Source organism: Leclercia sp. CFBP8987, assembly GCF_034044995.2.
GTDB lineage: Bacteria > Pseudomonadota > Gammaproteobacteria > Enterobacterales > Enterobacteriaceae > Enterobacter > Enterobacter tamurae.
This window is the reverse complement of the sequence record NZ_CM188255.1, coordinates 3,506,049-3,525,662: the sequence shown is the minus strand read 5'-3', so window position 1 is coordinate 3,525,662 and position 19,614 is coordinate 3,506,049. Positions and strand designations below refer to the sequence as shown.

The 19,614-nt window shown below is 55.4% G+C and carries 17 protein-coding genes; 8 read left to right on the top strand and 9 right to left on the bottom strand.

Going from position 1 to position 19,614, the window contains the following annotated elements:
* Positions 1-14 precede the first annotated feature (14 nt).
* Together SOM40_RS16970 and SOM40_RS16965 are read left to right on the top strand one after the other, a co-directional pair.
* On the top strand, positions 15-1,334 hold the full coding sequence (locus SOM40_RS16970; protein ID WP_225758297.1) for a fimbrial protein: 1,320 nt from the start codon (positions 15-17) through the stop codon (positions 1,332-1,334).
* Positions 1,331-2,056 (top strand): fimbrial biogenesis chaperone, encoded by a 726-nt coding sequence (locus tag SOM40_RS16965; protein WP_475421998.1) that lies wholly within the window; start codon positions 1,331-1,333, stop codon positions 2,054-2,056. The genes SOM40_RS16970 and SOM40_RS16965 overlap by 4 nt, the downstream gene beginning before the upstream one ends.
* 60 nt (positions 2,057-2,116) lie before the next feature.
* Here SOM40_RS16965 and SOM40_RS16960 read toward each other — a convergent pair whose 3' ends face one another.
* Entirely contained in the window at positions 2,117-2,305 is a 189-nt protein-coding gene (locus tag SOM40_RS16960; RefSeq protein ID WP_106994624.1) for a YfgG family protein, read from the bottom strand.
* Between the two features lie 346 nt (positions 2,306-2,651).
* Here SOM40_RS16960 and SOM40_RS16955 point away from each other — a divergent pair, with 346 nt between their 5' ends.
* The gene (locus SOM40_RS16955; protein ID WP_320530420.1) at positions 2,652-4,892 is read left to right on the top strand and encodes an EAL domain-containing protein; all 2,241 of its coding nucleotides are present in this window, start codon (positions 2,652-2,654) and stop codon (positions 4,890-4,892) included.
* 7 nt (positions 4,893-4,899) lie between these two features.
* Here SOM40_RS16955 and ppx read toward each other — a convergent pair whose 3' ends face one another.
* The 4 genes from ppx to purM all read right to left on the bottom strand — a co-directional run bounded on the left by ppx (position 4,900) and on the right by purM (position 10,382).
* On the bottom strand, positions 4,900-6,441 hold the full coding sequence (gene ppx, locus SOM40_RS16950; RefSeq protein ID WP_106994626.1) for an exopolyphosphatase: 1,542 nt from the start codon (positions 6,439-6,441) through the stop codon (positions 4,900-4,902).
* A 3-nt stretch (positions 6,442-6,444) separates the two neighbouring features.
* Positions 6,445-8,505, bottom strand: a complete 2,061-nt coding sequence (gene ppk1 / locus SOM40_RS16945) for a polyphosphate kinase 1 (RefSeq protein ID WP_261645233.1) — start codon at positions 8,503-8,505, stop codon at positions 6,445-6,447.
* Between the two features lie 201 nt (positions 8,506-8,706).
* Positions 8,707-9,348 (bottom strand): phosphoribosylglycinamide formyltransferase, encoded by a 642-nt coding sequence (gene purN, locus SOM40_RS16940; protein WP_225758298.1) that lies wholly within the window; start codon positions 9,346-9,348, stop codon positions 8,707-8,709.
* Positions 9,345-10,382, bottom strand: a complete 1,038-nt coding sequence (gene purM / locus SOM40_RS16935) for a phosphoribosylformylglycinamidine cyclo-ligase (RefSeq protein WP_106994629.1) — start codon at positions 10,380-10,382, stop codon at positions 9,345-9,347. Before purM ends, purN begins: the two co-directional genes overlap by 4 nt.
* Before the next feature lie 279 nt (positions 10,383-10,661).
* On the opposite strand from purM, the gene SOM40_RS16930 reads away from it, so the two are divergent.
* The 4 genes from SOM40_RS16930 (at position 10,662) to SOM40_RS16915 (ending at position 15,141) form a co-directional block, all read left to right on the top strand.
* Positions 10,662-12,092, top strand: a complete 1,431-nt coding sequence (locus tag SOM40_RS16930; protein WP_320530391.1) for a 6-phospho-beta-glucosidase — start codon at positions 10,662-10,664, stop codon at positions 12,090-12,092.
* Positions 12,093-12,340: 248 nt separating this feature from the next.
* Complete coding sequence (upp, locus tag SOM40_RS16925; RefSeq protein WP_106994631.1) at positions 12,341-12,967, top strand: uracil phosphoribosyltransferase; 627 nt, start codon at positions 12,341-12,343, stop codon at positions 12,965-12,967.
* A gap of 87 nt (positions 12,968-13,054) precedes the next feature.
* The gene (gene uraA / locus SOM40_RS16920) at positions 13,055-14,344 is read left to right on the top strand and encodes a uracil permease (protein WP_106994632.1); all 1,290 of its coding nucleotides are present in this window, start codon (positions 13,055-13,057) and stop codon (positions 14,342-14,344) included.
* A 95-nt stretch (positions 14,345-14,439) separates the two neighbouring features.
* On the top strand, positions 14,440-15,141 hold the full coding sequence (locus tag SOM40_RS16915) for a DnaA inactivator Hda (RefSeq protein ID WP_207630125.1): 702 nt from the start codon (positions 14,440-14,442) through the stop codon (positions 15,139-15,141).
* 33 nt (positions 15,142-15,174) lie between these two features.
* On the opposite strand, the gene arsC is transcribed toward SOM40_RS16915, so the two are convergent.
* Complete coding sequence (gene arsC, locus SOM40_RS16910; protein ID WP_106994634.1) at positions 15,175-15,534, bottom strand: arsenate reductase (glutaredoxin); 360 nt, start codon at positions 15,532-15,534, stop codon at positions 15,175-15,177.
* 10 nt (positions 15,535-15,544) lie between these two features.
* Complete coding sequence (gene bepA, locus SOM40_RS16905; protein ID WP_320530390.1) at positions 15,545-17,008, bottom strand: beta-barrel assembly-enhancing protease; 1,464 nt, start codon at positions 17,006-17,008, stop codon at positions 15,545-15,547.
* A gap of 221 nt (positions 17,009-17,229) precedes the next feature.
* Between bepA and SOM40_RS16900 the strand changes: the two genes are divergently transcribed.
* On the top strand, positions 17,230-18,291 hold the full coding sequence (locus tag SOM40_RS16900; protein ID WP_106994636.1) for an AI-2E family transporter: 1,062 nt from the start codon (positions 17,230-17,232) through the stop codon (positions 18,289-18,291).
* Positions 18,292-18,429: 138 nt separating this feature from the next.
* On the opposite strand, the gene bcp is transcribed toward SOM40_RS16900, so the two are convergent.
* Together bcp and SOM40_RS16890 are read right to left on the bottom strand one after the other, a co-directional pair.
* Positions 18,430-18,900 (bottom strand): thioredoxin-dependent thiol peroxidase, encoded by a 471-nt coding sequence (gene bcp / locus SOM40_RS16895; protein ID WP_166183306.1) that lies wholly within the window; start codon positions 18,898-18,900, stop codon positions 18,430-18,432.
* Positions 18,900-19,469, bottom strand: a complete 570-nt coding sequence (locus SOM40_RS16890) for a glycine cleavage system transcriptional repressor (protein ID WP_207630081.1) — start codon at positions 19,467-19,469, stop codon at positions 18,900-18,902. The genes bcp and SOM40_RS16890 overlap by 1 nt, the downstream gene beginning before the upstream one ends.
* Between the last annotated feature and the right edge of the window lie 145 nt (positions 19,470-19,614).

The window sequence follows — 19,614 nt, the reverse complement described above, 5'->3', positions numbered from 1 at the left end:
TGCATGGAGGACAAATGAACAAAAGGAATACGCTGCTGGTGAAGTTATGTGCAGCACTGTTACTGCTCGGGGTGGCACTGCCATCATGGGCGACATGTAATAAAAAGAGTACTTCCTTGCAGGCAGATAGCGGGTACAGCGCGATTATCCCCTTTGGAAAAATCAATCTGCCGGACCCCTATTTTGTTCCGGTAGGAAGCCTGCTTGCGAGCACCGTTGTACCCTCGACAAACTATACAACCCTTGGCGCGACAGGGAGTACCGTCTTTTGGGAATGTGACCAGGCCGATCTACCGAACATTTATTATCTCATCGCCACCAACGGTGACGATCGGGTTGGCGGCAATGTCGATATCGGCGCGCAAGACGGTCTTGATGGTGTCTATGCAACCTGGTTTGCCTATGTGGGCTTACGCCAGACCATGTCTGGTGTCGTGGTCTCTCGCTACTGGAAAAAAGTGCCTATTACCACGTACGGTACCGAGGGCGGAAAGATCCAAATTCGCTTGCAGGATATTCCCCCGTTGCAGGCAGAGCTGTACCGGGTGAGTACGCTTCCCCCTGCCGGGGTCGCCTCTTTTTGTGCGGGGATCACCTATGCCAGCTCAGCAGGAAAAATGTATACCTGTACCGAGCCTAACGCCTACATTCAGCTGTCAGGCGATGACAACGTCTCTTTCAGTTTTGGCCATGACAAACCCGGCGATGACTGTGCAACGAAATATGCCTTTTGGGGATCCGATAATGGCTTTGGCTATGGTATGCGTACCGCCAATAAACTCTATTCCAACCCCACTTGTGTGGCACGTAACGTGACGCCGTTTGTCCTGTTTCCAACGATTACGGCCAATGCACTGGAAGAAGGGCAGGAGGTAACCGGGAATTTCTCTGTCCGGGTGGAGTGCAGTGACGCAGTGACGTCGGGGATTAATGATACCCAGACCGCGCTGGGCTTACAGGTCTCGGATGGTGCCTACAGTGCAGCCTCAACGCTGGGGCTTGTCAACGGCAGCGGCGGGGTCAGCGCGCTGGTTTCGGATAACTATTTTGATAGCAGCATGGCCAAGGGCGTGGGTATAACCGTGGCAAACAGCAAAGAACCTGCAAAGGCGCTGACGTTTGTAGGGCAACCCGGCATCGCGACGCTAACACCGGGTGGCAACGCCGCAGGCTGGTATCCCGTCCTGCAAGGTGCAACCAAAGACGGTAGTTCTATGGCAGGGTACTCCTGGTACACTTACGATTTTATTGCCACATTGAAAAAGTTAAATGGACAGACGGTCACGCCGGGTAAAGTTCATGCCACTGCCTATGTACTGGTGAAGATGCAATGATCCGTTATATGGCTGCGCTCCTGGCCTGGCTTCTCATAACACCTGCCCAGGCAGGTGTTATGGCGTCCTCAACGCGGGTTATTTATCAGGCTACCGATCGGGAAAAATCGCTGATGTTGGTTAATACCAATGATTATCCCGTTATTGTGCAAAGCTGGGTGGACGACGGCACCGGCGATCCAGATTCTGCTCGTGCCCCGTTTGTGATCCTCCCCCCGGTACAGCGCGTGGCACCGAAAGGGATCCAGTCGCTGCGTATTCTTTATAATCAGGAGCCGCTTCCGACAGACCGCGAATCGGTTTTCTGGTTGAATTTATATGAAATTCCATCTGCGATTGGCAAGGTTAAAGACGAGCGGAAACTCGCGTTGGCGATGAATACCCAGCAAAAGATCTTTTACCGTCCGAAAGGGATCTCTCTGTCGTTAAAGGATGCTGTTTCCCGGTTGAGTTTTCACCTTAAGCATGACGGCGCGCAGTGGTTTATCGAATGCGTAAACCCAACACCGCTGCACATCTCATTTACCTCTATCACCTTACTGAACGGCTCAGCGGAAAACGCGGTTCAGCAGCAGCCAGACATGATGACAGCCCCTTTTAGCACCAAAAACTATGCGCTTAAGGACGTAAGCAATTTAACAAATAAGGGGGCAGTACGGTTTCGTTACCTGGATGATGCCGGGGAACAGCATTCTGTAGAGGGCAAATTAACATCTGGTTAGGGTGTCGGCCAGGACTAAGGATGCGCGGGACACTCCTCACGTCAACATGCACTGGAACACTTAGCGGTCAGGCGCTTCGACTGAGAGGCTGGATTGCTGTGCCTGCTTTTTTTCCTGATGATGATGCCAGGCGCCAATAGAGGAATAAATAAAACGGCCAAGGAAAAAGGATAAACTGATTAGCAGTATGATTCGCGTCATCCGAGTGTTAAACCGATGTCGTTTTCGCATACGTGTAGCCTGACTCACTGTCGTGTTCCTGAAAATACCCTGAGGGCGATGTGCCATTAAGGCATACGGAAGCCACAGGGGTCAATTATTCGGTTTGTAAAATTCCGTCAACGATTAATTCACCTGTTGTTATGTATATTATTAATTTATTTACACCATTGATAATTCGCACAAAATTATCGTTAAAAAACGTGAATATTCTTATTCGGCAATAATATTTTTGATTTAAGTCAAATCTCGCTCGCCATGGCTTACTAAAATCTTTCCTCCTTTCGTGTTTGCGTTATTTCGTCTGCACGACAACGTCGTCAGGTTGGATGCCTGTCTGAACTGCCCCTGGATGAGTGGGTTAACTATGGCATCTATGACTATCTTTTCGTTATACAAAAAATACAAAGACCGCTGGTGGGCATTGCCGCTGATCCTACCGATCGTTCTGCTGCCCGTTGCACGACTTGCCACGACCTACACCCAGGTTCAGGGAAATATCGTGGTGCTCTATTACATGCCATTGGCGTTTTTATTGTCGATGATGCTGTTTTACGGCATGGCGGCGGTGCCAGGCATTGTGATTGCGCTTTTTGTACACTATTACCCTTTGGTGGGCGGTTACGAGACCACCGTAGCGATTGGTCATTATTTGATTCCGATAACCCTCAGCTGGGGTGGATACCGGGTTTTTGTTCCCCGCCGCAATAATGTCTCCTATGGTGACGCCCGGCTGATGGCGCAACGGATGTTCTGGCAGATGCTCTGCCCGGCCACGATTTTTCTGCTGCTGTTTCAGTTCGCCGTCTTCCTTGGGGTCTACAAAACCCGGTTTGATCTGGCGGGGATCAGCACCCCGGGGATCCGCTCGCTGATTAACTACCAGGGCTTACTGGTCGGGTGCCTGACGGGCGTGCCGTTCTGCTATCTCATCATCCGCATTCTCCGCCATCCCCGCTATCTGCGAAGCCTGCTGTCGCAGATCGTGGGCCAGGTCGATCGTAAAGTGACGGTGACGGAAGTGATTATCTGGACCGCGGCAACCGGCGCACTGCTGGCGTTGCTTTTGTGGCCGATCAACGAAAACAGCACCATTTTCAGTACCAATTACACGCTGTCGCTGCTGATGCCGGTGATGCTATGGGGATCGATGCGCTTCGGTTATAAGCTGATGTCCCTTATCTGGACGCCGGTGCTGATTATCTCTATTCACTTTTTTGACAGCTACATTCCCCGGGCACAGGGTTACGACATTCAGCTCACCATCACCACCTCCAGCTATCTGGTCTTTACCTTCGTGGTGGTTTATATGGCGATGCTGGCGACGCGTCAGCGCACGATTAACATCCGCGCCAGACGGCTGGCATTTCTCGACCCGGTGGTGCACATACCAAACCTGCGGGCGCTCAATCGCGCGCTGGGAAAAAACCCCTGGTCGGTGCTCTGCTTCCTGCGCATCCCGGAGCTGGAGGTGCTGGGGCGTAACTACGGTGTTTTGCTGCGTATCCAGTACAAGCAGAAACTGGCTGCGTGGATCCATGACTATCTGCAGCCGGATGAGTGCGTGTATCAGCTGTCCGGGCACGATCTGGTGTTGCGGCTGAATACCGAGCTGCACCAGTCCCGTATTGACGAGCTGGATCTACATATCAAACGTTTTCGCTTCGTCTGGGATGGGATGCCGCTCCAGCCGCAGGTTGGGGTCAGCTACTGCTACGTGCGTTCCCCGGTGGTGCATCTTTATCTGCTGCTGGGGGAGCTGAGCACCATAGCGGATCTCTCCCTGGCGACCAATCACCCGGAAAACCTGCAGCAGCGGGGCGCCATCAATCTGCAACGCGGCCTGAAAGACAAAGTCGCGATGATGAATCGCCTGCAGCGCGCGCTGGAAAAAGATGAGTTTACCCTGCTGGCGCAGCCGGTGAAGGGGATCCGCGGCGATGACTATCATGAGGTGCTGCTCCGGCTACAAAATGATGGTGCCGGGCTGATTGCCCCCGATGAGTTTCTGCCCGTCGCGCAGGAGTTTGGCCTCTCTTCGCGGATTGATCTGCTGGTGCTGGAGAAGACGCTGCAGTTTATGGCCGATAACCGGGAGAGTCTGCCGGGACAGCGTTTTGCCATCAATCTGTCGCCATCATCCGTTTGCCGGACACAGCTGCCGCTTGAGGTGAGCCGCATGCTGGAAACCTATGGCATTGAGAGCTGGCAGCTCATTTTTGAGATCACCGAGAGCAGCAGTTTTGGCAATGCCGGGCTGGCCATGCAGACGATGAACCAGTTGCAGCAGATGGGATGCCGGGTCGCCATTGATGATTTTGGCACCGGCTACGCCAGTTACGCCCGCTTAAAAAATGTCGATGCCGATATCCTGAAGATCGACGGCAGCTTTATTCGCAATATCGTCAGCAACAGCCTGGATTATCAGATTGTGGCCTCGATTTGCCATCTGGCGCGGATGAAGAAGATGCTGGTGGTGGCAGAATATGTCGAGAGCGAAGAGATCCGTTGCGCCGCGGAGGCGCTGGGAATTGATTACTTCCAGGGTTATTTAATAGGTAAACCCGTCAGGCTGGAGTCTTTGCTGCCGCAACAGGCGCTCGCAACGAGCGCCTGAAGGGCAATCAGGCGGCGACGTTCGGAGAGTGCTCTTCTTCAATCTTCAGGCACCAGCCGGTAACGGCGCTCCAGTACTGCTGCTCTCTTTCCAGATCCAGCAGCACCAGCGCGTTCTGGCTAAACCAGTCGTGCGGGAAGCTCAGCGTCCAGTGGTTGTCGTCCGTAGTAAGCGTCAGGGTTGGCGGCGTGGTGGTCGCCTGACGCTGGTTGTTGAGCAGCACGCCCAGACGTAACAGCTGGATCAGCGGCAGGAACTGTTTTTTCTTGAACAGCGTAAAGCGCGGCAACTCGTCCAGCTTAACGGCTTTGCGATGATAGCGTACCAGCGAGGCCATCATAGTCTGCTGCTCCTGGTTGAAGCCAGGCAGGTCGCTGTTTTGCAGAATGTAGGCCGAATGGCGGTGCATTCCGCTGTGATTGATGTTCAATCCGACTTCGTGCAGCATCGCCGCCCACTTCAGCAGGGCCGCCAGCTGCGGATGCGCCAGTTTTGGGTTCTGGGTTTCCCACTGCTCATACATATGGGTGGTAGTTTCCAGGACCCGCTTCGCCTGCTCACGATCGATGTTGTACTGATTCGCCAGGCTCTGCGCGGTACGGCTGCGAATATCCTGGTGACGGAATCGGCCTTCCATCTCGTAAAGTACACCTTCGCGCAGCGCGCCGTCAGACAGGCGCAGCTCACGGATGGCCAGCGCATCGAACACGCCGCACAGGATCGCCAGACCCGGCACAAACACCGCCTTCCGCTCTTCGGACAGGCCAGGCAGGCTCAGGGCCTCGAAGCTCTTATGTTTGATCACCTCTTCCATCAGCATCGACAGACGCTCCGGGGTGATAAAACCGTCTTTTTCGCCCATCTCCACCAGCACTTCATGTGCGGCTTTGATCGTACCCGAGGCGCCGAGCGCCACGTTCCAGCCCTGCAGTCGGTACTGCCAGGCGAGCGACTCCAGCTTCTGCACCGCGGCCATGCGGGCACGCTGGAAGTTTTCCCGGCTGATGGTCCCACCCGGGAAGTAGAGTTGTGCAAAACTGACGCAGCCCATCCGGCGGCTTTCGACCAGATGTGGCTCAAAGTTTTCGCCAATCACCAGCTCGGTGGAGCCACCGCCGATATCGATCACCAGCTTGCGGCCTTTTTCTGGCTGAGTATGTTCCACACCCATGAAAATCAGTCGGGCTTCTTCATTCCCCGAAATGATCTCGATAGGGTAGGGGATCACCTGCTCCGCACGCTTTAAAAATTCGGTGGCGTTCGACGCCTGGCGGAGGGTGTGGGTCCCGACAATGCAGACGCTCGATGGGGTGAAACCCTGCAGGCGTTCGGCAAACAGCGACAGGCAGTTCAGCCCGCGCTCCATCGCCTCTTCGCTGAGCATGTTGTCCGGTCCCAGGCCGTCAGCCAGGTGGACGCGCTGTTTCAGCCGACCGATGATCTGCATTGCACCATCGACTTCACGGGCAATGACCATGTGGAAGCTGTTAGAGCCAAGGTCGACCGCAGCAAACTCCTGCGGTCGTGGGGTCTTATCGTTTATCGGCATAGGTTAATCGGATTGCTCGAGTGATTTGATATAGTCGTAAATCGCCAGCTGTGCCCGCACTTTACGGCGATTGCCGCGCGGCACATAGCGGTTACTCAGTTCTTTATCGATATAACGTGCTTTTACAGTATCGCTTAACAATAAGTCAATGATATCAAGAATTTGTTGCTTCAGCCGCGGGTCAAGCAGCGGCGCCGCCACTTCAATGCGGTAATCGATGTTGCGCGTCATCCAGTCGGCAGAAGAGAGGTAGACGCGTTTATCGCCACCGTTCTCAAAAATATAGATGCGATCGTGTTCAAGGTAGCGGTCGACGATGCTCGTAACGCGAATATTTTCACTGATCCCCTCAAGTTCAGGGATAAGCGAGCACATGCCGCGGATTAGCAGATTGACCTGAACTCCGGAACCAGAAGCCGCATACAGGCGATCCACCAGCCCTTTATCGACCAGGTTGTTGAGCTTCAGCGTAATGCCAGCCGGCAGGCCATTCTGGGCATTGGCGATCTCTTTGTCGATCATGTCATACAGCAGGCGACGGGAGTTCTGCGGCGATACCAGCAGATAGTCGAAGCTGACCGGGCGATACGGGTTCTCAATGAAGTTAAAGACCCGGCGCACCTCGTTGGTGATGCGCGCATCGGCGGTGAGCAGCGAGTAGTCGGTATAAATTCGTGCGGTCTTCTCGTTAAAGTTGCCGGTACCGATGTGGGCATAACGCACCACGTCCTCCCCCTCTTTACGGGAGATGAGGAACAGCTTGGCGTGGATCTTCAGCCCCGGGGCCGAGAAGATGACGTGTACGCCCGCTTCGGTCAGGCGGCGGGCCCAGTGGATGTTGGCCTCTTCATCGAAGCGTGCCTGCAGCTCCACCACCACGGTCACTTTCTTGCCGTTGTGGGCGGCGTGGATCATCGCATCGATAATGCGGGAGTCTTTCGCCACGCGGTAGATGTTGATTTTGATCGCCAGCACGTTGGGATCGAACGACGCCTGACGCATCAGCTCCAGCACGTGCTCAAAGGTGTGGTACGGATAGTAGAGCAGGACGTCGCGCTCGCGAATGGCGTCGAAGCCGTTGCGGAACTTATCGAACCAGATATGGCGCAGGCGCGGCAGCGGCTTGTTCACCAGATTGGCTTTGCCGACATTCGGGAAGCCAATAAAGTCTTTAAAGTTGTGATAGCGGCCGCCCGGGACGATGGAGTCGTAGCGGGAGATGGTCAGCTTTTCACGCAGCATCTCGACCATCGCGTCCGGCATATCGCGCTGATAGACGAAGCGCACCGGCTCCGCGGTCAGACGCTGCTTGAGGCTGGAGGACATCAGCTCCATCAGGCTGGCTTCCATCTCGTGCACCAGATCGTACTCGGCGTCACGGGTCATCTTCATCGAATAGGCGTTCAGGGCGTCGTAATCGAAGAAGCCCTTAAAGATATCGTCCAGACAGTAGCGCAGGATGTTATCCAGCAGGATCATCGGCTTGCGGCGACGCGGGGTTTCCGGCGGCAGATTGACGAAGCGCGGCACTTTATCTGACGGGATCTCCAGCAGCGCATAGCGGATGCTGTCGCCGCGAATAATCTCCACCGCCAGATAGGTGTAATCATCCTTCAGGAACTGCACCAGATCGGTTTCGCGGTTAATTAGAATGGGGGTGATGTGCTGGCGCAGATAATGTTTGAAATAGTGACGCAGCCAGCTCTGCTGGTTGACCGAGAGCTGTCGCTCGTTAATCAGGAAGATTTGATTGCGTGCCATCTCCAGCAGCAACTCGTTATACAGACTGTCAAATTCCTGATCGGCTTTCAGAACCCGGGACTGGATCTTGCCCAGCAGATGACGCGAATTGGAATTTAAACCCTGCTCTTCGCTAATGATGATTCGGCGTTTCAGCTCAGCAAAGCGAACTTTGTAGAACTCATCCAGGTTATTGGAGTAAATCCCCAGAAAACGCATGCGCTCAATCAGCGGGTTACTTTTATCCGCTGCTTCCTGAAGCACGCGCTCATTGAAGGCTAACCAGCTTAGCTCTTTCTCGATGTATAACTTTTCCTGACCCATTACTACTCACACTCCAGTTCAATCACAGGACGTGGTAAATCCGTCTCGCCTTTATTATGGCGAGCATTTCCACTATATGTCCAACTGTGTCAGAAAAGTATGACAGTTAAATTTTTTATTGAGGGATAATAACGAGTTGCCGGGCAGACGGGGCAGAGGGTGTTGTAGGCCGGGTAAGCGATAGCGCCACCCGGCAAAAGACTACTCTTCGGCCGCGTGGCCTTGCGGGGGTAACGGCGCGCCATCCAGCCAGGCGGCACCGTCGCGCATTTCAAGGCGGCCATCAACAAACCAGCTGACCACCAGCGGATAGATGGCATGCTCCTGGGCCTGAACCCGGGCGGTGACATCCTCTTCGCTGTCGCCTGCAAACACCGGCACTTTCGCCTGCAGGATCACCGGGCCACCGTCCAGTTCGTCAGTGACAAAATGGACCGAGGTGCCGTGCTCCTCGTCGCCATTATCCAGCACCTGACGGTGGGTGTGCAGGCCGGGATATTTTGGCAGCAGGGAAGGGTGGATATTCAGCAGTCGCCCGGCATAGTGCGCCACAAAGGCCGGACTGAGGATCCGCATGTAGCCCGCCAGCACCACCACGTCTGGGGCGTAGGCGTCGATCTCCTGCACCAGCTCGCGATCAAAGGCCTCGCGGCTGGCAAACTGCGAGGCACCGAGCGCATGGGCGGCAATGCCTGCGTCGCGGGCGCGCTCAAGGCCGAACGCGTCGGCCTTGTTACTGAATACTGCGCGAATGGTGCCGTTGATCTTCTTCTGTTCGCAGGCATCGATGATAGCCTGCAAATTACTTCCGTTACCGGAAATGAGCACCACTATGTTTTTCATTCAATGACCACACGCTGTTCGGAATCAGATGCTTTGATGATACCGATTTTCCACGCGTTTTCACCTTTGGCCTGCAGCAGCGCCAGGGCATTGTCCACTTCGCTGGCTGGCAGAGCGATCAGCATCCCCACGCCGCAGTTGAAGGTGCGATACATTTCATGATCGCTGACGTTACCGGCATCCTGCAGCCAGTTGAACACTGCCGGCCACTGCCATGAGGATTCGTCGATTACCGCCTGGGTGTTGTCCGGCAGTACGCGCGGAATATTTTCCCAGAAGCCGCCGCCGGTCAGGTGGGCGATGGCGTGAACATCCACGTTCTCGATCAGTTCGAGGATGGATTTCACGTAGATGCGGGTGGGTTCGAGCAGGTGATCGGCCAGCGGTTTGCCTTCCAGCTCGGTGGTCAGCGGATCGCAGCCACTCACTTCAACAATTTTACGCACCAGAGAGTAACCGTTGGAGTGCGGACCGCTGGAGCCCAGCGCAATCAGCACGTCGCCGTCGGTCACTTTGCTGCCGTCAATGATTTCTGATTTTTCGACAACGCCCACGCAGAAGCCGGCTACGTCGTAATCTTCGCCGTGGTACATCCCCGGCATTTCAGCGGTTTCACCGCCGACCAGCGCACAGCCAGACTGCAGACAGCCTTCAGCGATACCGCTGATCACGCTGGCTGCGGTGTCGACGTCCAGCTTGCCGGTGGCGTAGTAGTCGAGGAAGAACAGCGGCTCAGCGCCCTGAACCACCAGGTCGTTCACGCACATGGCAACCAGGTCAACACCGATGGTGTCGTGGCGTTTCAGATCCATCGCCAGGCGCAGCTTGGTGCCCACGCCGTCAGTGCCCGAGACCAGAACCGGTTCGCGATATTTTTGCGGCAGCGCGCACAGTGCGCCGAATCCTCCCAGCCCACCCATGACTTCCGGGCGGCGGGTCTTTTTAACTACCCCTTTGATACGGTCAACCAGCGCATTACCTGCGTCAATATCTACACCGGCATCTTTGTAGCTGAGAGAAGTTTTGTTGGTCACGGCTCAAGTCCCCACGCGATTGCATTGCGATTGTAAGAAAAATCGGCGCAATTCTAACAGTCCAGGCAAACGTTTGCGAGCCCATTCTGCAACAGAAAAATGGGGCCCTGAAAATCCAGCAAAAATCGCGCGCTGGCACGCAAACTTGAACCCGTTCACGAAAATGAAACCGGGTACATTCTTATACTTGCAACCCCTTCGCTGAATGCACATCATTTCACTGAAACCGGTTTCTGTACTCTTTTTTGCCGATAATTAACGCTGAATGAGGGATATCGCATGTCAGGATTCAAAGAGGGTTTTCTGTGGGGCGGCGCGGTGGCGGCGCATCAACTTGAAGGCGGCTGGCAGGAGGGCGGGAAGGGCCCGAGCGTCGCAGACGTGATGACCGCAGGCGCGCACGGCGTCCCGCGCGAGATCACCGACGGCGTGCTGCCGGGCAAAAACTACCCCAACCATGAAGCCATCGATTTCTATCACCGTTACAAAGAGGACATCCAACTCTTTGCAGAAATGGGCTTTAAATGCTTCCGCACCTCGATTGCCTGGACGCGTATTTTCCCCAAAGGCGATGAACAGCAGCCCAACGAGGCGGGCCTGCAGTTTTACGACGATCTCTTTGATGAGTGCCTGAAGCACGGCATCGAACCGGTGATAACCCTCTCGCATTTCGAAATGCCGTATCACCTGGTGAGCGAATACGGCGGCTGGCGTAATCGCAAGCTGATCGACTTCTTTGTGCGCTTTGCCAGCGTGGTGTTTAAGCGTTATCAGCACAAAGTGAAGTACTGGATGACCTTCAACGAGATCAACAACCAGGCCAACTTCCACGAAGATTTTGCCCCGTTCACCAACTCCGGCCTGCACTATCAGCCGGGTGAAGATCGCGAGCCGGTGATGTTCCAGGCGGCGCACTACGAGCTGGTGGCCAGCGCCCTGGCGGTAAAGGCCGGACGTGAAATCAACCCGTCGCTGCGTATCGGCTGCATGATCGCCATGTGTCCTATCTATCCGCTGACCTGCGCTCCGGACGACATGATGATGGCGATGAACGCCATGCATCGCCGCTACTGGTTCACCGACGTGCACGTGCGTGGTGCCTATCCGCAGCATCTGCTCAACTATTTTGCCCGTCGCGGTTTCGAGCTTGATATCACCGAAGAGGACAAAGCAGCGCTGAAGCAGGGCTGTGTGGATTACATCGGCTTCAGCTACTACATGTCGTTTGCCACCAAGGCGACAGCGGATAACCCGCAGCTGGATTACGACGAGAGCAAAAGTCTGGTCTCCAACCCCTACGTGCAGAAATCGGACTGGGGCTGGCAGATTGACCCGGTGGGGCTGCGCTACTCCCTGAACTGGTTCTGGGATCACTACCAGCTGCCGCTGTTTATCGTCGAAAACGGTTTTGGTGCCATCGACGTGCTGGAGAGCGACGGCACGGTGAACGATCAGTACCGCATTGACTATCTCAGCGCCCATATCCGCGAGATGAAAAAAGCGGTGGTGGAAGATGGCGTGGATCTGATGGGCTACACCCCGTGGGGCTGTATCGATCTGGTCTCAGCCGGCACCGGCGAGATGAAAAAACGCTATGGCTTTATCTACGTCGATAAAGATAACGAAGGCAACGGCACGCTGAATCGCAGCAAGAAGAAGTCGTTCGCCTGGTATCAGCAGGTGATTGCCAGCAACGGCGAGTCGCTTTAATTCTGCATTGCCGGGTGGCGGCTTCGCCTTACCCGGCCTACAACCCCTGTAGGCCCGTGCAAGCGCAGCGCCGCCGGGCATAAAAACTGCCGCTTACCCCTCCGGTTTTATTTGTCTCTTTTATACTCTCTGCAGCCCGTTATTCACTTTGGTTGATCCCGGTCAAGCAAGATGGGTATGGCGTAGTCCGCAAAAAGCGGTATAATCCGGCGATTTTTTTTGTGGCTGCCACCCGAAGGAGAAATAGAATGAAGATTGTGGAAGTGAAACACCCACTCGTTAAACACAAGCTGGGCCTGATGCGTGAGCATGACATCAGCACTAAGCGCTTTCGTGAACTGGCCTCTGAAGTTGGCAGCTTACTGACCTATGAAGCAACCTCCGATCTGGAAACTGAAACTGTCACCATTGAAGGCTGGAACGGCCCGGTACAGGTTGAGCAGATCAAAGGTAAAAAAATTACCGTTGTGCCAATCCTGCGTGCGGGTCTGGGCATGATGGAAGGCGTGCTGGAGCACGTCCCGAGCGCGCGTATCAGCGTGGTTGGTATTTATCGCGACGAAGAGACGCTGGAGCCGGTTCCGTATTTCCAGAAGCTGGTTTCCAACATCGACGAGCGTATGGCGCTGGTTGTTGACCCGATGCTGGCGACCGGTGGTTCGATGATCGCCACTATCGACCTGCTGAAAAACGCGGGCTGCAGCAGCATCAAGGTACTGGTACTGGTTGCCGCGCCGGAAGGCATCGCCGCGCTGGAAAAAGCGCACCCGGACGTGGAGCTGTACACCGCCTCTGTCGATCAGGGTCTGAACGAGCACGGGTACATTATCCCGGGTCTCGGTGATGCCGGTGATAAGATTTTTGGTACTAAGTAATCGCATAATGATAAAAAAGCCGACTTTGATAGTCGGCTTTTTTTTGAATAAAACACACACAACCAATAATACTCAGAGGAAAACACTATGACGCGCCGTGCTATCGGGGTGAGTGAAAGACCGCCGCTTTTACAGACAATCCCGCTTAGTTTGCAGCACCTGTTTGCGATGTTTGGCGCAACCGTGCTGGTGCCAATCCTGTTCCACATTAACCCGGCCACCGTGCTGCTGTTTAACGGTATCGGGACGCTGCTGTACCTCTTCATCTGTAAAGGGAAAATCCCGGCCTATCTGGGTTCAAGCTTTGCCTTTATCTCCCCGGTACTGTTGCTGCTGCCGTTGGGCTACGAAGTGGCGCTGGGTGGCTTTATCATGTGCGGCGTGCTGTTCTGTCTGGTGGCTTTCATTGTGAAAAAAGCCGGTACCGGCTGGCTGGACGTGATGTTCCCGCCTGCGGCAATGGGCGCCATTGTTGCCGTCATCGGGCTGGAGTTAGCCGGTGTCGCGGCGAACATGGCGGGCCTGCTGCCTGCCGACGGTCAGGCGCCGGATACCAAAACCATTATCATCTCGCTGGTGACCCTGGGCGTGACAATCTTTGGCTCCGTGCTGTTCCGTGGCTTTATGGCGATTATCCCGATCCTGATTGGCGTGCTGGCGGGCTATGCGCTCTCCTTCGCCATGGGCGTGGTGGATACTACGCCGATCGCCCAGGCCCACTGGTTCGCGCTGCCAACCTTCTACACTCCGCGCTTTGAGTGGTTTGCTATCTTCACCATTCTGCCTGCCGCGCTGGTGGTGATTGCCGAGCACGTCGGCCACCTGGTGGTCACGGCAAACATCGTCAAGCGCGACCTGATCCGCGACCCGGGCCTGCACCGCTCGATGTTTGCCAACGGCTTCTCGACCATTATCTCCGGTTTCTTCGGCTCAACGCCAAACACCACCTACGGTGAGAACATTGGTGTGATGGCCATTACCCGCGTGTACAGCACCTGGGTAATCGGCGGCGCGGCGATTATCGCTATCCTGCTCTCCTGCGTGGGTAAACTGGCGGCAGCCATCCAGATCATCCCGGTCCCGGTGATGGGCGGCGTTTCGCTGCTGCTGTACGGGGTAATCGGTGCCTCCGGTATCCGCGTCCTGATTGAATCGAAAGTGGATTACAGCAAAGCACAGAACCTGATCCTGACCTCGGTGATCCTGATTATTGGCGTCAGCGGTGCCAAGGTGCACATTGGTGCGGCCGAGCTGAAAGGCATGGCGCTGGCAACCATCGTTGGTATTGCCCTGGCTCTGATCTTCAAACTGATCTCCGTTCTGCGCCCGGAAGAAGTGGTCCTGGACGCGGAAGAGACAGAAAAAGTCTCCCATTAATCCTCTAACCGGGCGGCCGCTCCGCCCGGTTCTCTCCCCGCTTGTTCCGTGTTAAACTCTGGGCCGATTCCGAGTAAGACCTGGTTGAGGTATTTCTGAACGCACCGGCACAGCTCTCTTTGCCACTTTATCTTCCCGACGACGAAACTTTCGCGAGTTTCTGGCCGGGTGATAACCCCTCTTTACTGGCTGCACTGCAAAACGTGTTGCGCCAGGAGCACAGCGGTTACATCTATATCTGGTCACGCGAAGGCGCGGGGCGCAGCCATCTGCTGCATGCCGCCTGTGCCGAACTCTCGCAGCGCGGGGATGCGGTCGGCTATGTGCCGCTGGATAAGCGTACCTGGTTTGTGCCGGAAGTGCTCGATGGGATGGAACAGCTGTCGCTGGTCTGCATCGACAATATCGAATGCGTGGCGGGGGATGAGCTGTGGGAGATGGCGATTTTTGATCTCTACAATCGCATTCTGGAGTCCGGGAAAACCCGGCTGCTGATCACCGGCGATCGTCCACCGCGTCAGTTAAACCTGGGGCTGGCCGATCTGGCCTCTCGCCTCGACTGGGGGCAGATCTACAAATTACAGCCGCTCTCCGATGAAGATAAATTGCAGGCGTTGCAGCTGCGGGCGCGGTTGCGGGGGTTTGAACTGCCGGAAGACGTGGGACGTTTTCTGTTAAAACGGCTGGATCGTGAGATGCGTACGCTGTTTGTGACCCTCGATCAGCTGGATCGGGCATCTATCACCGCCCAGCGAAAGCTCACCATTCCCTTTGTGAAAGATATCCTCAATCTGTAGGCCCGGCGCACGCAGGCTACCGGGCCATTTTACTTACTTCACAATCTCCAGCACCTGTTCAGGTGGACGGCCAATACGTGCTTTACCGTTTGCCACCACAATCGGGCGCTCGATCAGCTTCGGATTATCCACCATCGCCTGAATTAACGCCTCTTCAGTGAGCGCGCTGTCAGCGAGGCCTAACGCTTTGTAAAGCTCCTCTTTCTGGCGCATTAACGCTCTGGCACTGCTCATACCCAGCTGGCTTAACAGCGTGCGCAGGGTGTCGGCATCCGGCGGCGTCTCCAGATAGAGCACCACCTGCGGCTCAACGCCGTTGGATTTCAGCAGGGCTAGTGTTTCGCGGCTCTTTGAGCAGCGAGGGTTGTGGTAGATCGTAACCGCGTCAGACATCTCTTCTCCTTTACATCTTTTCATACGGACGGTAGCGCTGCTGCAGCTGGCGCAACTGATCGATGCGGGCATCGTAACGGGCCTGTTGCAGGCTACCGAGTTTCACCTGCGAGCTGGCGCTGCTCAGCAGGGAGATAGCCTGATCCAGGCGTCCGACCAGGGCGTAAGCTTCGGCGCGGGCCGCCAGCTCCTGATCGCGATGGCCAAGGGCGCCTTCCGCCTGGGCCAACAGATCCCAACCGTTAGGATCGTCTTTATTACTGAAGGTGTAGCGGTTGAGGAGGGGCGCGGCTTGCTGCGGTTGTCCGCCCTGTAAATAAGCATTCGCCAGGTTGAGTTGCAGGACCGGATTAGTGCGTATTTCCCGGGCGCCTTTTAGTCGGTTAATCGCATCCTGGGCTTTTTTCTGCCCTAAATCGATGTCGGTGGCCAGATCGAGATACCAGGCATTGTTGGCCTCTGCGGTCAGCAGCGGCTGCAGGTTCTTGCGGGCCTCATCATAGTTGCTGGCCTCCATCGCCTGTAACGCCCGACCGTACTGGGCCGCGCGCTGTTCACGCACGTTGCCTTTCGCCAGCGCGTCCAGCAGATCGTTGGTCAGCTGGTTACGCCCGGAGTTGTACATGCCGAGGCTTCTGACCTTCGCCATGTAGAAATCTTCCGAGGACTGCACCACTACCGGACGCATCTGGTTGGCACGGTTACGCGCATCCGACAGACGGCTTTCTGGCAGAGGGTGGGTCAGCAAAATTTCCGGTGGACGCGAGGAGTAGCGCGCCCGATCGAGTAACTTTTCAAGGAAATTCGGCATCGCCTGCGGGTCAAACCCGGAGCGCTGCAGCACCTGTATACCGATGCGGTCAGCTTCCTGTTCATTCTGCTGGGTAAAGCTGATCATTCCCTGACGCGTACCCGCCAGCGTACCGGTCAGCGCCGCCATCCCCGCCTGCGGGCTGGCCATCGCCAGCAGAATGGAGCCCAGCGCGCCCACCCAGGTGAGCGGGGCGCTGCGCTTCTGATCTTCCATTGCGCGTGCAAGGTGGCGCTGGGTGACGTGGGAAATTTCGTGCGCCATCACCGAGGCCAGCTGGCTTTCGTTATCGGCGTAGCGGAATAACGCCGAGTGCAACACCACATTGCCGCCGAAGAAGGCGAAGGCGTTGATCTCATCGTTATTGATTAAATAGAAGTGGAAAGGGGTTTTCACCGAATCCGCATGGGAGACAAGGCGCATTCCCAGGGAATTGATGTACTGCACCAGCAGCGGATCGTTAATCAGCGGCGCACTGCCGCGCAGCTGGCGCACGTAATAGTCGCCCATTTGCAGCTCCTGACCAATGGAGAGCGTGCTGCCTGCCGAGGTGCCCATGTCCGGCAATGATTCTGCAGAGTCAGCGAACGCAGGCACCATCTGGCCGGCGGCCAGCGCAGCGATGAGCGTCGCAACCAACATTTTTTTCAACTGCCTGAACATAACCTCTGTCCTGTCTGGTGGGTGTGCTAATTTGACCGAATAACCCGCATATCGTTCACCTGCGGCTGCTCTGCGAGTGTAGCCGCGTCAGGGCGATAAGAAAATCCCTCTTTTCAGGCTTTTGCGTTTTGTGACAGAGCAAGAAAAAGCGAAAGTCTTTTCATTGACTCTCCGATACAATTCACCTTTTACGTCCAGCCATCATCTTCAGGGAAGGTTGCATGCTCGAGTTATTAATGCAGTGGTACCGCCGACGCTTTAGCGATCCGGAGGCCATTGCGCTGCTGGTTATTCTGGTTGCCGGATTTGGCATCCTCTTCTTCTTTAGCGGGCTGCTGGCCCCGCTGCTGGTGGCGATTGTGCTCGCCTATTTGCTGGAGTGGCCGACGGTCCGGCTGGAAAATATCGGCTGCTCCCGCCGCTGGGCCAGCATCATCGTACTGGTCTTTTTTGTCGGTATCCTGCTGGTGATGTCCTTTGTGGTGCTGCCGATTGCCTGGCAGCAGGGGATCAACCTGATTCGCGATATGCCTGGCATGCTCAGCAAGCTCTCGGATTTTGCCGCCACCCTGCCGCGTCGTTATCCGGCTCTGATGGATGCGGGCATTATTGATGCGATGGCTGAAAACATGCGTACTCGCATCATGACGATGGGGGACACGGTGGTGAAATTCTCCCTCGCGTCGCTGGTGGGCCTGCTGACGCTGGCGGTCTATCTGGTGCTGGTGCCGCTGATGGTCTTCTTCCTGGTCAAAGATAAAGAGCAGATGCTTAACGCGGTGCGCCGCGTGCTGCCGCGTAACCGTGGCCTGGCAGGGCAGGTATGGAAGGAGATGAACCAGCAGATTACCAACTATATCCGCGGCAAAGTGCTGGAGATGATCGTTGTCGGTATAGCCACCTGGATTGGCTTTTTCATCTTTGGTCTTAACTATTCGCTGCTGCTGGCGGTGCTGGTGGGCTTCTCGGTGCTGATCCCGTATATCGGGGCTTTCGTGGTCACCATTCCGGTAGTGGGCGTGGCGCTGTTCCAGTTTGGTCTGGGCACCGAGTTCTGGAGCTGTTTCGCAGTCTATCTGATTATTCAGGGCCTGGACGGTAACCTGCTGGTGCCGGTGCTGTTCTCGGAAGCGGTCAACCTGCACCCGTTAGTCATTATTCTCTCGGTGGTGATTTTTGGCGGGTTATGGGGATTCTGGGGGGTGTTCTTTGCCATCCCATTGGCAACGCTGATTAAAGCGGTGGTGCATGCCTGGCCGGATGTGCCGGCGGTTGAGGAGTAGTCTGTTGCCCGGCGGCGCTAACGCTTGCACGGGCCTACGGGTTTTGTGCGGACTGATGCCCTCACCCCAATCCTCTCCCACGGGGAGAGGGCGCAAACACTAAAAACGGCAACTCAGGTTGCCGTTTTGCGTTTACCTTCAGGCGTTCTCTTTCACCCAGTTCAATACCACGTCGTGGTGATTGCTGGTTTTGAAGTCATCAAACACATGTTCAACTTTACCTTCGGCATCGATCAGGAAACTGATGCGGTGGATACCGTCGTAGGTTTTGCCCATAAAGGTTTTCTCACCCCAGATGCCAAACTCACCGCAGACCTGATGGTCTTCATCGGAGAGCAGCGTGAAGTTCAGCAACTCTTTTTCGGCAAAACGAGACAGCTTTTCAGGCTTATCGGTACTGATACCCAGCACTTCCACGCCCGCGCTCTTCAACTCATCCATGTTGTCACGTAGACCGCACGCTTGTACGGTACAGCCTGGCGTCATGGCTTTCGGGTAGAAGTAGACCAGAACACGCTGTCCCTGGAAGTCGGTTAAATTTACTTGCTCGCCGTCTTGATCGGGCAGGCTAAATTTCGGTGCGATGTCACCGGCTTTCAGTGGATTCATTACTCAACTCCGTCTTGTTCATGCTGGGAATAATTGACGACGTTTATACTGCCTTGCGCATTTAATTCTGTACAGAGGGCTTTGAACGCTTGCTCTATATTTGATGCATCCTGAGAGGCCGGGCTGTGCGCGGTGATCTGGATAAACAGTTTAGGGATAGTGTGGCCTTCGCCCGGCTGGGTACGGGAGACCAGCTCGGCAATGTTCATCTGATGGCTATCAAACAGGGCGGTAAAGCGTTCGATTAAGTGCGGGGAGTCAGTCACTTCCACCTGGACCCAGACGGTTGCCGGCAACGCTGGCTGCGGACGTGCGGTGGTGCGCTTCATCACGATTAACAGATCCAGCTCTGCGCCTTTTAACGGCAGGGTCGATTCAATTAAGGTGATGGCATTCCACGATCCGGAAAGCAGCATGATGAAGGTGAACTCTTCCCCCAGCATCGCCAGACGACTGTCTTCAATGTTGCAGCCGCAGCTACTGACGTGGCGAGTAATGGTGTTTACGATCCCCGGCCTGTCAGCACCCAGCGCAGTGATAACCAGGTAATGTTGTGATGATGTTGTCAAACCGGTTCTTCCTTTGCATGGTTTAGTCTTTCTAAGGAAAGCATAAAAAAAACCGGCATACAATAACCTGGAGGCCTCATGTCCCTTGCTTTTATTACAGCACCAAACGTACCATTGAGGCTCTTGCACGCACAGAGGATGGCCC